At 52.1% G+C, this 12,859-nt stretch carries 13 protein-coding genes and 1 tRNA gene; 5 read left to right on the top strand and 9 right to left on the bottom strand.

Annotation, left to right across the window (positions count from 1 at the left end):
- The first annotated feature begins 103 nt into the window (after window positions 1-103).
- Window positions 104-406, top strand: a complete 303-nt coding sequence (locus JNJ77_18630; protein ID MBL8824608.1) for a helix-turn-helix domain-containing protein — start codon at window positions 104-106, stop codon at window positions 404-406.
- Window positions 407-452: 46 nt separating this feature from the next.
- Here the strand turns inward: JNJ77_18630 and JNJ77_18625 are convergent, their stop codons facing one another.
- The 6 genes from JNJ77_18625 to JNJ77_18600 form a co-directional block, all read right to left on the bottom strand.
- A complete protein-coding gene (locus JNJ77_18625) occupies window positions 453-2,645 on the bottom strand; it encodes a glycosyltransferase (GenBank protein ID MBL8824607.1) in 2,193 nt (730 codons plus the stop codon).
- A 40-nt stretch (window positions 2,646-2,685) separates the two neighbouring features.
- A complete protein-coding gene (locus tag JNJ77_18620) occupies window positions 2,686-3,612 on the bottom strand; it encodes a radical SAM protein (GenBank protein ID MBL8824606.1) in 927 nt (308 codons plus the stop codon).
- Window positions 3,613-4,098: 486 nt separating this feature from the next.
- The gene (locus tag JNJ77_18615) at window positions 4,099-4,389 is read right to left on the bottom strand and encodes a hypothetical protein (GenBank protein MBL8824605.1); all 291 of its coding nucleotides are present in this window, start codon (window positions 4,387-4,389) and stop codon (window positions 4,099-4,101) included.
- A gap of 415 nt (window positions 4,390-4,804) precedes the next feature.
- Window positions 4,805-5,254 carry a hypothetical protein gene (locus JNJ77_18610; GenBank protein MBL8824604.1) on the bottom strand — a complete coding sequence of 150 codons (450 nt, stop codon included), beginning with the start codon at window positions 5,252-5,254 and terminating at the stop codon, window positions 4,805-4,807.
- Window positions 5,244-6,446, bottom strand: a complete 1,203-nt coding sequence (locus JNJ77_18605) for a ThiF family adenylyltransferase (GenBank protein MBL8824603.1) — start codon at window positions 6,444-6,446, stop codon at window positions 5,244-5,246. The genes JNJ77_18610 and JNJ77_18605 overlap by 11 nt, the downstream gene beginning before the upstream one ends.
- Window positions 6,421-6,669: a multiubiquitin domain-containing protein gene (locus JNJ77_18600; GenBank protein ID MBL8824602.1), complete on the bottom strand. Its 249-nt coding sequence runs from the start codon at window positions 6,667-6,669 to the stop codon at window positions 6,421-6,423. The genes JNJ77_18605 and JNJ77_18600 overlap by 26 nt, the downstream gene beginning before the upstream one ends.
- 254 nt (window positions 6,670-6,923) lie before the next feature.
- On the opposite strand from JNJ77_18600, the gene JNJ77_18595 reads away from it, so the two are divergent.
- The 4 genes from JNJ77_18595 to JNJ77_18580 all read left to right on the top strand — a co-directional run bounded on the left by JNJ77_18595 (window position 6,924) and on the right by JNJ77_18580 (window position 9,748).
- Window positions 6,924-7,256 carry a helix-turn-helix transcriptional regulator gene (locus tag JNJ77_18595; protein ID MBL8824601.1) on the top strand — a complete coding sequence of 111 codons (333 nt, stop codon included), beginning with the start codon at window positions 6,924-6,926 and terminating at the stop codon, window positions 7,254-7,256.
- A 2-nt stretch (window positions 7,257-7,258) separates the two neighbouring features.
- Window positions 7,259-7,789 carry an ImmA/IrrE family metallo-endopeptidase gene (locus tag JNJ77_18590; protein ID MBL8824600.1) on the top strand — a complete coding sequence of 177 codons (531 nt, stop codon included), beginning with the start codon at window positions 7,259-7,261 and terminating at the stop codon, window positions 7,787-7,789.
- A gap of 268 nt (window positions 7,790-8,057) precedes the next feature.
- Complete coding sequence (locus JNJ77_18585; GenBank protein MBL8824599.1) at window positions 8,058-8,876, top strand: type IV toxin-antitoxin system AbiEi family antitoxin domain-containing protein; 819 nt, start codon at window positions 8,058-8,060, stop codon at window positions 8,874-8,876.
- Window positions 8,873-9,748, top strand: a complete 876-nt coding sequence (locus JNJ77_18580; GenBank protein MBL8824598.1) for a nucleotidyl transferase AbiEii/AbiGii toxin family protein — start codon at window positions 8,873-8,875, stop codon at window positions 9,746-9,748. The genes JNJ77_18585 and JNJ77_18580 overlap by 4 nt, the downstream gene beginning before the upstream one ends.
- Before the next feature lie 356 nt (window positions 9,749-10,104).
- Here the strand turns inward: JNJ77_18580 and JNJ77_18575 are convergent, their stop codons facing one another.
- The 3 genes from JNJ77_18575 to JNJ77_18565 form a co-directional block, all read right to left on the bottom strand.
- Window positions 10,105-11,193: a tyrosine-type recombinase/integrase gene (locus JNJ77_18575; protein MBL8824597.1), complete on the bottom strand. Its 1,089-nt coding sequence runs from the start codon at window positions 11,191-11,193 to the stop codon at window positions 10,105-10,107.
- A 224-nt stretch (window positions 11,194-11,417) separates the two neighbouring features.
- Window positions 11,418-11,499: transfer RNA gene (locus JNJ77_18570), tRNA-Leu, on the bottom strand.
- Window positions 11,500-11,597: 98 nt separating this feature from the next.
- Window positions 11,598-12,827, bottom strand: a complete 1,230-nt coding sequence (locus JNJ77_18565) for a PQQ-like beta-propeller repeat protein (protein MBL8824596.1) — start codon at window positions 12,825-12,827, stop codon at window positions 11,598-11,600.
- Window positions 12,828-12,859 lie beyond the last annotated feature (32 nt).

Here is a 12,859-nt window from a genome sequence, read left to right as displayed (position 1 = left end):
TGCTGTTTGACATGATATGTCATCGCTTGATGCTCTTCACGTGAAGACCTTCATGATCGATACGAACTGTGGATCGATGCTAATGTTAGGGTTGAGAATCAACATGGATGCATTGCTTGAACAAAGACTAGATAAGATCGAGAGCCTTCTCAAGGCTTTGGTCAATCAACAAGTTGTGAAAAGTCACTATTCCACAGCAGAGGTTGCTCAGGCTGTTCAGAAGTCGGAGTATACCGTGAGGGAGTGGTGTCGCCTTGGGCGGTTACAGGCCAAGAAGAAATATTCTGGGCGAGGTAGCTCGCTCGAATGGGTTGTCACCCATAGTGAGCTGGAACGGTATAGACAGAATGGCCTGTTGCCTCATGGCACAATTCTTAATGGGAGAGACGCTATGCATGGCAAATAAGTCAATTGCCAGGGCCAATGACAACCACCACCACTGAATTGACAAATCACAGTGGTTTCGTCTTGGTGAGCAGTTGAGCGGCGGACATGTCCCACGACAAGGCAGTGCTAAGTTTGTCTCGGAGTTCCCTTGCTATTTGGAATGATGCTTTCCGATCTCGAAGCACGCGTTCCAAGGCATTGCTCCATACGATTCCGTCATTGTCCAAATTGCCGGAAGTCGCAACTACACAATGATGAACGTAGGTAGGGCAGACCGTACTTAACAATTCAGCGAAGCCACTCCGTTCACTGACGAGTACGGGGCGACCTGCCCCGATTGCTTCTATAGCTACAAGACCGAAGCCTTCAGCGCGGGAGGGCATCATGACAACACTTGCACTTTGGATATCGTCAGCGATATCGCCTTCATTGCTGGAGTACTCTAATACACGAACATCGATCGACTTTGCTGCATACTCTTGCAGCTTCCTTTGCAGTTCTGCACCCCTGCTGGGCTGAGCTCCCCGAATATAGAGTATAGGTGCTGAACTGAATGGATTTGGCATCGGATGCGGCAGCAAAGAGACTGCCCTTGCTGCGATATCGAGACCTTTAAGATGCAGGTCTTCTGCTCGCCCAAGAACAAGGCAACGTATTCCTGACGGAACATCGTCGTTTCCAGAGGCTGGATTCAGGCCGGGATCGAATTGCTGTACTTCGATTTTTAAACTGTGGAGATGAGTTGCAAACTCGCGAGTAATGCGAGGGCCGACTCCGACCGGAATCGCATTTATGCACAGTGATTTTTCCTCCCGGACTCGGCCCTCGGCGATCTGAGCTGCATCGGCGTTTTCTTTATACCACTCAATCTCGTCCGGTATCATATGTAGGAAATGTACTCGCTGCGCCTGCGGAAAATTGTCCTCAACTTGAGCGCGGGCGAACTGTCCGGTGATGCGTCCGTGCCCAACGACTAACGTAGGCGAAAAACCTGCGGGCAACGACGGACGCCGATAAAGAACTGCATTCCATAATTGAGATTTTTCCGGGGGCGTACAAAGTGTCACATTTGCCGCCTTAGCGTCCTCATATTCCAAACTCTCCGCGTAGGGTACCAGGCACGCTACCGTGTGTCCAGCTCTGACGAACGTCTTGCAGATTTCTCGATTGAAGGTTGATAGTCCACCGTGCCTTGATCGCCATTCCGTTGCAACTACCAAGATGTCATGACGCCTAGGTACTTTAGCTTCACTCGGGAGACGTCCAGTTGCCGCTTGCCCTTCATTGCCCAACGTTGCTAGATATCCGCAAAGACCCAACGTGCACTCCATCACGGACCAAGAAGGAGCACGATTTACATGGAGATCATGCTCCCAGTATCCATCCTTCTGAAGCTGAATAATCCACAACGCAATATCTTGACACCGAGAAGCAATGCCTTGTGCATTAAGTCGTAAGTGAGCCTGAAGGAGTAATCCATCGGTCTGATACGTGTGTGGTAGCATCGCTTGACGGTTACCTGCCGTAATGTACGCTATATCTTGATGACGATTTTCCCCCAGACGATGATTCTTAAGCAAGAATGCGCCAGCCTGTTTGCTTGCCTCATAAGTTTTATCACCCGATATACATCCGATCGCAAGAATGGCTTCGGAGGTGTGATGTAATGTGCTATTCGAGCCAAGCGTTGGCCCAAAACCTCCATCTTCATTTTGCGACTTAAGCAGCCAACCAGCGGCGCGCTCCAAGTGCACGCGTTGACCTTCATCGTTAACCGCTGAGAGAGCTCGAATCGTTAGCGAACCGCATATTGTGAATGGCTCATGATCGGTTTCAGTATTCCCGACAGAACCATCATCATTTATTCGGGACGCAAGCCACTTCACACCAGCTTGTATTTCACTTGTATATTTGCCCGATGCACTTGCTTTGAGTAATGCTAAAAGCGAATAGCAGGTTGCAGTTGTAAGTCCCACATTCTCAGCGATAGTAAGGGACTGCCATGAGCCGTCGGGGCGTTGCATCTGAGCCAAACACTTTGCGACGCATTCGATGGTGTCAACGTCATACGGTGCTACTGATGAGTAAGCAATGAGGCCGCAGGCTGTACCGTACGTGCCGATTCTATTGGACTCCCGCAAAAACTGGCGCCAGCCAACTTGGTCGCCATGTCGCAAAAGCTTGTCCAACAGTAAGCGGTGACTTGCTTCCAGACAGCCTCGAATGTTACCACGAATCAAATCTAAGGATGTATCCATTGATCTCGCATTTCATTGCTTAAGCCAGTTCTTGAAGACATCAATTCCGTTTCCACAGAAGTGTTTTTGTCTGTGCGATACGGTGTGTCACCTCGGTGTATGCAATAGCCGCTTCCTGAGCAGACTCCCCTATATAAATACGTCTGTGACTACAAAATGCTAATGTACCTGCTGTACTAATCTGCGGTGGTGTGAGTCCGAGATGTTTTGAGTCGGTCGCGCATTGTGCACAAAGGCTGCTTTCCGGGCGAGCTCGAAAATCCCTCAATCGAATACGGATGCCATCGCAAGAGAACTCCGTCTGAACTGTCCCATCTCGTATAACGACTTGCTCTCTGAGGCCAAACTCTGTTGCAAGAAAATCACGAATTTCCTCAGCAGGTACGTGAAAATGCTCTAGATCTGAATTCCAACTGTACAAAAGATCTAACAGCGTAATATCGACACTATTTGCTGTGGCAAACTCCATCAAGCGACTCATGTGTCCTTTACTCCAGTTCTTGTTACGCAGGACTAAATAGTTTAATTCGACTCGTAGTCCGTTTGCCTTACAGCCAGCTATCGCAGCGAGAATTGTGGCGATGTCGGATTCGCCTGTTTCGGAGTAACGCGTCTTACCTTCGAGCGACTCCAATGAGAGGTGAATGTGAGTCACTCCCATTGTGGCCAATTGAGCCGCCTTTTTTTCAAGACCGACTCCGCTTGTGGTAATGTGTGAAGGGAGTCTGACCGCATGAATAGCTGCAAGTGACGAATCAAGAACTGGCGAAATGAGTGGCTCTCCGCCAGACAAGGCGACATGTTTCGCACCATTTGTTTTCGCCGCGTCCAAGACAGATAATAGGGTTTCGTTCGACAGCCTTGTCTCCTTTTTTTGCCATGAGTTGCAGAAGAAACAACGCAAATGGCAGCCCGTATCGAGCCGCACCCGAATCGCTTCGAGCAAGAGCGACGGCGATGTAATCATTGGAGACTCCTCCTGAACGACTTGAGATGGTACATAGATTGTGCATCAGAAACGGGACGGTGATCCCTTTTTTTCCTGTGTCACTAATCACTCATCCCCTGAAGCGTTCACACGGGGACGTGGAAAGCATAGGAAAGGAATTATAATTGTGGCATTGCGGCGGCAGTAATGGGGGTAATCGAAAGGAGTTCCGATAGGCCGCAGATGAGATGATTAATCCACTGGGGCACATGTTTTGCGAACGCCTGAGCGCATTGCTGGGCTCCATGTTACTACGGTCCGACACTGCGATACGTAATCGGCCAGACGGAGAATACGTTCAAATCCCGATAACAGTCGCTTTCGCAACCACTGGCGGAATTTAATGTTGCAACATTATCGGGGCGACAAGACGTCTATTGAACCTTTGTGGCCGGGGTGTGTGCTGGGAAGCCGGTTTGAGACAACGATTGGGTGACGGATAACCTTTACTACAAGGAGATTGTGTCAAGAACGGGTGCCTCTAAGATTAAAAGCTGCAATCCAGGCTTGCTGCTCACGTTTCACGTTGTCCACCATAGCGACCACGAGCACGTCGTCGACTGCCGTTGGGTCGCCGTGAGCAAAAGCATTCCTGCGTTCCTGCACCTGCGCCAGGTGAAGGCGGATGTCGTCGAAGCCCAGGTCAGTGAGGTCCGCCCCGTAAGACGTCTCGAACAGGACGCGATAAAGCCGATCCAAACGTGAACCGATGGACGTGTAACGCTGGAGAGTATCCTCGGCAAGACGCGCGGGCACGTCGTGCATTCCTGCCCGAATGAGTCTCTCAATGCGTGTCTCGAAGTAACTCCAGAAAAGTACGACAATCGTCGCACGAGGCGATAACTGGCGTGCGGGGTCGGAGTCAACGCGTCTGTCGGCTTCCGAGGCAGGTCGTTTCCATTCACGTTCAAGCATTTGGAGGTAAAGATAGTCCTCGTAACGCCCTTCCGCCCCCATTACTGTGTGTGTAATGATCTCCCTTCCGTCGGCTACAATGTTGGTTTGAACTGAACCCAGGTCACTTTCGCACTCGGGGCATTTGCCCTCCAATCCGCGTATTCCTCTGCATGAACCGCAAATGGTCTAGCCGTTCCAGAGTGATGCCCAGGATTTTCCCGATGGGATTTCTTCATGCCACTTCATTGATGATTATCCCCCTTGTCCTGGTCGATCACGAGAACCACCTTTTGATTCTCTGCCAGAGGCTTTCCTTCGGTTTGCTGCTCGTAGGTGGCGTGGCGGCTTGCGTCAGATCCGGATTCGCCGGGGCATTGGCGGTCTCGAAATGTCTTTCCCTGGCCATGGCTTCCTGCGCCCGTCCCCTGTTAATCTGCTGCTTGGTCCATTGCACTGACCACACCACTCTGTTCTTGGTAATGAAATAATGCGACTGGCAAGGCAGACTCCAGCTTCCAATCGACGGGTACAGTGAAACCGATTTGCCATCGAAGGTCAGTTGCCATGCCGTAGGCGAAAGCGGAGTTACCACTTCCCTGCCGCACCCGCAGCAACACTTATGCACGGCGGTTCCATATGTCCGGGAAATGTACAGCGTTCGTTCGTTAAGTTCTTCGGGGATATACTCGACGAATTCATGCGCGAGAACGATTTCAGGCTTCATGTACGTCCTCGGAAATAAGCTGGTTCGACCTGATCGTGTACGCGCAGTAATGCTCCCTGGTTACGTCATCGTAATAGCCGCAGAATTTCTTCCACTTGATAACGGCAAGCGCGGCGTTCATCGCGTTCAGTTCAGCGATCTGGACGTTTTGTGAATACTCGTTGGCTGCTTCGCCGTCGGAGAATTGCACGCGGACTCTGAAGTGATCTCGTTTGGCCGGAGTGCTCGTTGTGGCCGTCACGATTCCTCCGAGCGTGTTGTCTTCTCCAAGCTGAATTCCCATTCCCACATCCACAAACGGTATGCCCCATTCTTCCAGCCGTTCAACAATCAGTCGCTTGCCCGTGCCTTTGTCGATGCAGACAAAAACGAAGTCCATGCCCTTCAATTGTTCGACCGTAGTGTCGTCGATGAAGCAGTCATGCGCCATGATTTTCCGGTGCATCCGCGAGTAGATGGCATCCAGGTAATTGACCTTTTGCGGCTTCTTGTTCAGGTCATCGAGCGATGCCGCACCCGGGCACCTAAAGGCATTGTGGTTCAGGAACACATCACGGTCAAAAAGGTGAATCTCCGCTGCTGGGGTCTTTGCAACGAAATCGAGAACGTAAGCGCCTGTCCCGCCCATACCCACGATGGCAATCTTCTTGCCTTCCAGCTTGCGGTTGGCTATGACAATACCCGCTTTGGTGGCAGCCGTATCGATGTAGTTGAAAACCGAGTCGTCCTCTTCGTCGGGCACGACTACGGGGTGAGTGAAGGCAGTGGCGGTGGGATCAATCGCCTGGGCTGGGCTGCACACGATGGCGACGAGCGTCATGATCTTCTGGTAGTAGTCCGGGTATTTGCCAGGGGTCGGCCCGGTTTTCGGCACCCTCGAAATCTGATGGTTGGGAATCATGCCATCGCCCAGAGGCTGATTCGAGTTTGGTGAAACTCCGGGCAACGGAGAACCATGTTCATCACAGGGCGGCTCACCCACGAAAAAAACAACATGGGTCTCCGGTGGGATCGTTGCCTCGCCGGCGAGATCGAGTGCCGACGCGATAATTCCGCGCTTGACTACCCTGGCGGAGGTCACATACGGAATATCGCGGATGAACAGGTGCCTGGATTTCCCAATGGAAATGTCCAGGCCCTCTGCACGCAACCGGCTCAAATCCGGATTAAGACTGACCAGTTTCTGTGACATCGAACTTCATCCCGTTTTGGACTGGAACGGTCTTCCCCGGCGTCAGGCTTCCGCCTGTGTTGCCGTGGCTATAGGTGACGGTGAAAAAGGCATTCGGGGGAACTGGGTTGAAGGCCAGTGCCACGACTTCTTCAAACGAGATGGGCCTGTCCGGCACCTTTTTCGGCCGGCCGTTCACGATGATCGTGATTTCCTTGTCCTTGCTGCTATGTTCGTTGCTCATAAATCCTCCTGCTATTTCGGGGTACTTCGAGGCCCTGGGGCGAACTCCCCGGAATGCACTCGGCCAGCCTGAAACACTCAGGGAGTGGCTTTTCAGTTACGCGAATTGTAGGGGTGCCCGTTTCAAATGTCAACAACAAGAACTAAATAACTTGTCAGTGTTTGCCACACAAACAGTTTGCCGTGTTGACATTTGACGCCAGCGGTTGTAAGATACCTCCCGGCAATACGAAAGCGAGCAGGGGAAATTCGGGCGTGGACAACCACAACGCGTTCTACGAAGAGGTGGGCAGGCGTATCCGCGATGCCCGCAAACGCCGCAAACCGGTCCTTACGCAGGAAGGGCTTGCCGGGCTGGTATCTTTGACCCGCACCTCGATCACCAATGTCGAGAAGGGGCGCCAGAAGTTCCTGCTCCATACGCTCGCAGACATAGCCGCAGCACTCCATGTTGATCCTGCCAGTCTTCTCCCGCAATCGGCGGCAGGGGCCGAACACCAGTTAGATGAGGCGCTCAAGCATCGCCCAAAATCGGAAAAGGACTGGATCAGGTCGGCGGTTAACGCAGCTCAAAAAGGGAAGGAATGAAGATGGTTCGCAGAAAGCACATACGTTCAACGGTGCAGAAGCTATTGGCCGAACAGAGGGTACGGTCAGCACCGATTGATGTGTCAGCCATTGCAAAGGCAATGGGCGTCGAAGTGCAGGAAACTCCTGCCGAGGATGATCTGTCAGGATTCCTGTACCGCGACCGCAAACGCAAACTTGCCGTAATCGGCGTCAATGCCGACCACCATCCCAACCGCAGAAACTTCACCACGGCGCACGAGTTGGGGCATTACCTTCTGCACGATTTCGATGACGTACATGTTGATCGGCATTTCAAAGTCTGGCTGCGAAGTGAAGCCTCTAGCCAGGGAACCGACATTGAAGAAAAGGAAGCCAATCTGTTCGCAGCCGAATTACTGATGCCGGCGGACTTCCTTGCCCACGATGTCGAGGAGATTGGCACCATCGATCTGCTGGATGAGGAAGTGCTCAAGGAGCTGGCGTCCAAATACGGTGTCAGCACCCAGGCGATGACCTTCCGGCTGGCATATCTCGGGTATATCCATCAATAGGCACTCTCTCCGCCGGTTAATCCGGCTAGCTGGTGACGCCCTGGAAGCTGATTTCAGGAATTTCTCAACGGTTTGCTTGTCATTATTGGTTCTAAAGCAGTGCTTTCAGTGGCCCTATTGTCAAGTTTTACTGCATAAAAACTTGACGCACGATGCAATTTGTTCCTGAACCTGCCAATAGAGATGTCTCCGCAATTCGCGATTCCGAGTCTCCCCACTCATATTTGAAAAGTGTTGCGTTACGCCACTTTTCTGGTATGATTGGGGTATGAACAGCGTGCAGGAGTTTGTCGATTCACAGCTTGCCCGAGGTAGGGGTTTCTTTACGAAACTAGCCGCCCTGGACGATATTGGCCTGTCGCCAGATGCGCTAAAGTCGGCTATCGCCCGGCTTTCCAGGAAAGGCAAACTCGTTTCCCCGCGACGGGGATTTTATCTGATTCTGCGGCCCGAGGATCGGGCGCTCGGTGCTCCTGATCCCGCTCGATGGATAGACCCGTTAATGAAGTTTCTGAAAGTAGATTACCGCATTTCCCTACTGCGTGCGGCAGCGTTTCATGGAGCAAGCCATCAGGCCGCGATGGTCTTTCAGATGATCACTCCGCGACAACTGCCGACCATCGAGATTGGTCGGCAGCGCGTCGAGTTCCTGTTCCAGTCGCCACAAGCCTTTGCGAAGGGAAACCGTCCCGAATGGCTCGCGCAACTCAAAACGGATGCCGGATTCGCCAAGGTTGCTGGTGTGGAGCTGACCTTGCTCGACATCTGCCGTTATTATCATCGGGCCGGTGGGATTAACGGAGCCGCGCAGGCTACCCACGACCTTGGGAAGAAAGCTGACGCCCGCATTCTCGCTAAGGCAGCCGATGTTTATGAGAACTCGGCTGTCCGGCGGCTGGGCTACTTTTTGGAACGATTCGGGCATTCCAAGCAAGCCAACGCAATCCGGCCCTTTGTCGGAAAGGCCAAGTCCTTCAAAGCCCTCGATCCTTCAGCCAAACCCCTCGTTCCCGAACTGGCTGCGACGGAAGAACGGAACACGGAATGGAAACTCGTCATAAACGTGCCCGTGGAGATTGACCTGTGATTCCACTGGCTCATATCCAGCAATGGACGGCGCACGCTCCCTGGCCGGACCTCCGGCAGGTAGAGCAGGATTTGATGATCTGCCGTGCGATGTGCGATCTGTTCAACCATCCGCAGTTGCAGGGCAAGATCGCCTTTCGCGGCGGCACAGCCATCAACAAGCTGTTGTTCAAAAAGCCGCTACGGTATTCGGAAGACATTGACCTGGTTCAGACGCAACCCGAGCCAATTGGTGGCATCATTGACGCCGTTCGGGATGCTCTGTCGTGGTTGGGGAAATGCACCCGCGATCAGGCACCCCATACGACGCATCTGGTCTTCAAGTTTACGCCAGAGGCAGGTGGTGGCTCTCTCAAGCTCAAAATCGAGATCAACACACGCGAGCACCAGACTCTTCACGGTCTGAAACCCTACCTTTTCGAGATCAATAGCGACTGGCATCAGGCGAAAGCGGACATCGTTTCGTTCGAGCCGGAGGAGCTTTTTGGCACGAAACTACGGGCGCTGCTCCAGCGACACAAGAACCGTGATCTGTTCGACCTCAACGAAGGTCTGCTCCAACTCGGACTCGACCGCGACAAGTTGCTCGCGTGTTTCCACTACTATCTCGATCAGGAAGGCCATCCAATCAGCCGGGCGAACGCCGAGGAGCGGATGCTCAAGAAACTCAATCAGAGCCTGATCGAAGACATCGCCCCCTTGCTTCCTGCTGGCGTGACTTTCGATGACGATGCTGCAATCACAGCGTTTGGCCGAGTCTGGGGCGATCTGATCGCACGGATTCCGGGTGAGTCGTGGAAGTCGTCAAAAACTGTGATCGAGGCAATCCGTAAGTCGGCTATACCCAAGCTGCTTGAAGGAATTCACGTGTAGTAGAGGTCGCCAGTTCGGGAAGTTGACACTGGAAGCTGGAAATGAAGGCTGTTGTTGACTTCGACGGTGCGATGCTTAACGCCACGTTTTCCATACTCCCTCAGGAAGGCGGGATCATTTCGTTGGACTACGCAAGATCATAGAGGAGTACACGGTTGCTTGGGCGATTCGTCATTACGAAGCTCAAGGGTGGATCGTGCAGGATGTCGGGGCACAGAGTCATTCGACCTCCGGGTTAGCGGGATTTGAACCCGCGACTTCTTGCACCAAATAGGTGATTCGTTCATCTACTTGAATATGTAAGGGTTTAGTTAGAGCAGCACTCTTCACATGGAAAAGGAGGAATGATAATAAGATTACTTGCCAGAACGAAGTCTAACTTTACCTTTCAGATGGCCTACCTGTGTTCCAAATGCCAGCATCAGAGCGTTCCGCGTGACATCCGGGTAAAGGTGTCGATAACGTCTCCGTTGTTCTTCCGTCTGGTGACCAACAAACTCATCAATGATACGCTGGTCCACTCCTTTACTGGCAAGTGCGGAAATAAATGAGTGCCGGAATGTGTGGAATCCCTTGATCACCTCCCACTTGCTACCTTTGAGGGCACGTTTTAAATGGTCGTGAGCTTCATCGCGTGTCATTGGCCGCACACCGGATTTCTTGCTTCGCTCCATTTCCGAGATTGCGAAAAGATGGTTAGTTCCTGGGTGAGCATCCAGCCATTTTCCTAGTGCATCAGCCAAGAGTGGAGAAAGCGGGACTCTCCGGGTCGTTCGTGTACTATGGGATTTCTTACGTTCTCGTAACGTGACGATCCTTTGCTCCAGGTTTACGTCTGACTTTAGGCAGCGGAGGATTTCAGCCCGTCTAGCTCCTGTGTGTGCTGCAAAGCAGATGAGAGGAAATACAAACGGATGCCGAGCTGTAGCCCGCACATAGCCCAATAGCTCATCTACTTCATCGGATGTGAGGTACAGAGAGTCCCAATCTCCTCCCCTTTGAACTTCTTTCAAGGATTGGTACGGAGGCCGCTCTTTAGATTTCGGATAAGTAATGCCTTTGGGGAATGGCTTCTTAAGAATGCGGTTCCAAACTGCCCGCAGCGTGACTATCGGCTTCTTGATTGTATCTGACGTCACATCTTCGAGGGCGCGTGCGTTGACATACTTCTGGAGAACCTCAGTGGTCATTTCCGACGTACGTAACTTCTTTCCCAAGAGCCGCTCTAAATGCCTTTGATGGGTTTTCATGCTGTTGATCGTCTCTCTCTCAAGCGATCCAACAGGTAACGACTCGAAGTATTGCTCAAAGAGCTGTGTGAGAGTCGGGTCGATGGGGAGTACTTTTGGCTTGCTCCCCCCACCCGATATCAGGAAAGTCGGTAGATCGCAGTCTGGCATTTCGAGGATGCCGAGGTTGATGTTCCGAAGCGTTTGCCCAGCCACACCAGAAATGTCCTGAGCTTCCTGAACATCCCTAGTCTGTAAAGACCGTTTGAACTTCCGCCCTTGGAAGCGGAAGCAAAGTTGGAATGCCCCGTGTCGATCCGTCTCTATCCATGCCATTGCCGTGTTACTCCCCTACTGCCCCCACCTTGCCCCCACCTTGGGGCAAAAGAATGGTATGGAGCATGGGGCAGAAAGGCAAATATCTGCGAATAATAGGGAAATGCACGAGAAGAGAGTTGAACTCTTACCCCTTTCGGGACGGGATCCTAAGTCCAGCGCGTCTGCCAGTTCCGCCACTCGTGCTAGATATCTGTCTCAGTATACTATGGACGGACACAAAATGTTGCTATAAGTTCACACGCTCCTGAAAGCAGATTCTGCAATCCATCGCTTGCCTCTTGCTATTTCGCTACCCGGAAGCAAAGCAACGTCTCCTGATCACGCAGGTATAAACATCCATTCGCAATGACTGGGTGTGGCCATGCTTGAATCTTGCTCCGTTCAGGCTGCTTGAATCTTCCGTGCTCGGTGTAAGCTTGGGGATTCGGCTCAATGATCGCCATTTCACCCGTAGTATGTCCACGTAAATAAACGCGGCCATCAGCATAGCAGACTGATGAAGCGCCTACGCTGCGGTTCGACCACTTGATCTCGCCGGTAGAAAAGTCAGCACAGAAAACACCCTGACTGTTGCTGCCATACAGGTGTCCATCCACCAGAACTGCTCCGCCGATGCTCGGCGACAGCTTATTGTTAAAATAAACTTCCTTCGCATTTACATTCTCGCCTTGCTTCACAATTTCCACTACGGCGCCACCAGTTCGTGAACCGGAGGAGAAGACTTTATTCTCATGAATAATGGGAGTGAGAATATTTGCACCCATATCTACCGTTTTGGAATATTTCCAGACTAACTTACCTGTTACTGCATCCACTCCGACAATCCCCTTGCGCAGAAACGTGACGTACTGCCTGCTGCCTGACAGATTCGCAGCCATGATGGATGAATATTCTGCTGTGCCGATTTCCGGGATAGCTGATTTCCAGATCACTTCACCGGTCATTTTGTTCAAGGCAACCATGCTCGCACTCTCGCCGCCAGGCGTACAAATCACCCTGTCGTCATCCACCAGCAACGATTCGGAGTACGCCCACTGCCCTGGCTTGCCCTCAAAGTCTTTTCGGCAATGCTTCTGCCATTTGATTGATCCATCTGTTGCACTCAGACAGCAGATTTCTCCATCCGAAGCCAGGCAATAAAGCCGATCAGTATCAACCGTGACGCTTGCCCGAGTTCCAGGATATTGCGGCCCCTGATTGGCGCCCACTTTACCGATGACCGTTGACCAAATCTGCTTGCCGTCCTGCTCGTTCAACGCAATACAATATTCCACTTTATCCCTGGTGGTCTGCAGGTAAATCCGGCCATTGGCGATGGTGGGCGAGGAGTAACCCGTACCCAGACCAGTGGATTTCCAGGCTAATGGCGGGCCTTCCTTGCTCCATTCCTGCAGCAGGTTCTTCTCTTGAGATATGCCAGTTCGTTCAGGCCCACGCCATTGTGGCCAATCAGCTGCCTGAAGAACAGTGACCAGAGAGATAACCGCAGCCAGGGTGAAATACCAGCGCATGACAAAGCTCCAGAAATATCCATTGATTCATA

The sequence above is a fragment of the Planctomycetia bacterium genome, from assembly GCA_016795155.1.
Classification (GTDB): Bacteria; Planctomycetota; Planctomycetia; order Gemmatales; family HRBIN36; genus JAEUIE01.
The sequence above is the reverse complement of the archived record's forward strand: the minus strand, read 5'-3'. Positions and strand labels throughout refer to the sequence as shown.

What these genes read in the sequence shown, in the direction of transcription:
- JNJ77_18630 (MBL8824608.1), top strand. Translation starts at nt 104, where the DNA reads ATGGATGCATTGCTTGAACAAAGACTAGATAAGATCGAGAGCCTTCTC.
- JNJ77_18625 (MBL8824607.1), bottom strand. Translation starts at nt 2,645, where the DNA reads ATGGATACATCCTTAGATTTGATTCGTGGTAACATTCGAGGCTGTCTG.
- JNJ77_18620 (MBL8824606.1), bottom strand. Translation starts at nt 3,612, where the DNA reads ATGATTACATCGCCGTCGCTCTTGCTCGAAGCGATTCGGGTGCGGCTC.
- JNJ77_18610 (MBL8824604.1), bottom strand. Translation starts at nt 5,254, where the DNA reads ATGAAGCCTGAAATCGTTCTCGCGCATGAATTCGTCGAGTATATCCCC.
- JNJ77_18605 (MBL8824603.1), bottom strand. Translation starts at nt 6,446, where the DNA reads ATGTCACAGAAACTGGTCAGTCTTAATCCGGATTTGAGCCGGTTGCGT.
- JNJ77_18600 (MBL8824602.1), bottom strand. Translation starts at nt 6,669, where the DNA reads ATGAGCAACGAACATAGCAGCAAGGACAAGGAAATCACGATCATCGTG.
- JNJ77_18590 (MBL8824600.1), top strand. Translation starts at nt 7,259, where the DNA reads ATGGTTCGCAGAAAGCACATACGTTCAACGGTGCAGAAGCTATTGGCC.
- JNJ77_18585 (MBL8824599.1), top strand. Translation starts at nt 8,058, where the DNA reads ATGAACAGCGTGCAGGAGTTTGTCGATTCACAGCTTGCCCGAGGTAGG.
- JNJ77_18565 (MBL8824596.1), bottom strand. Translation starts at nt 12,827, where the DNA reads ATGCGCTGGTATTTCACCCTGGCTGCGGTTATCTCTCTGGTCACTGTT.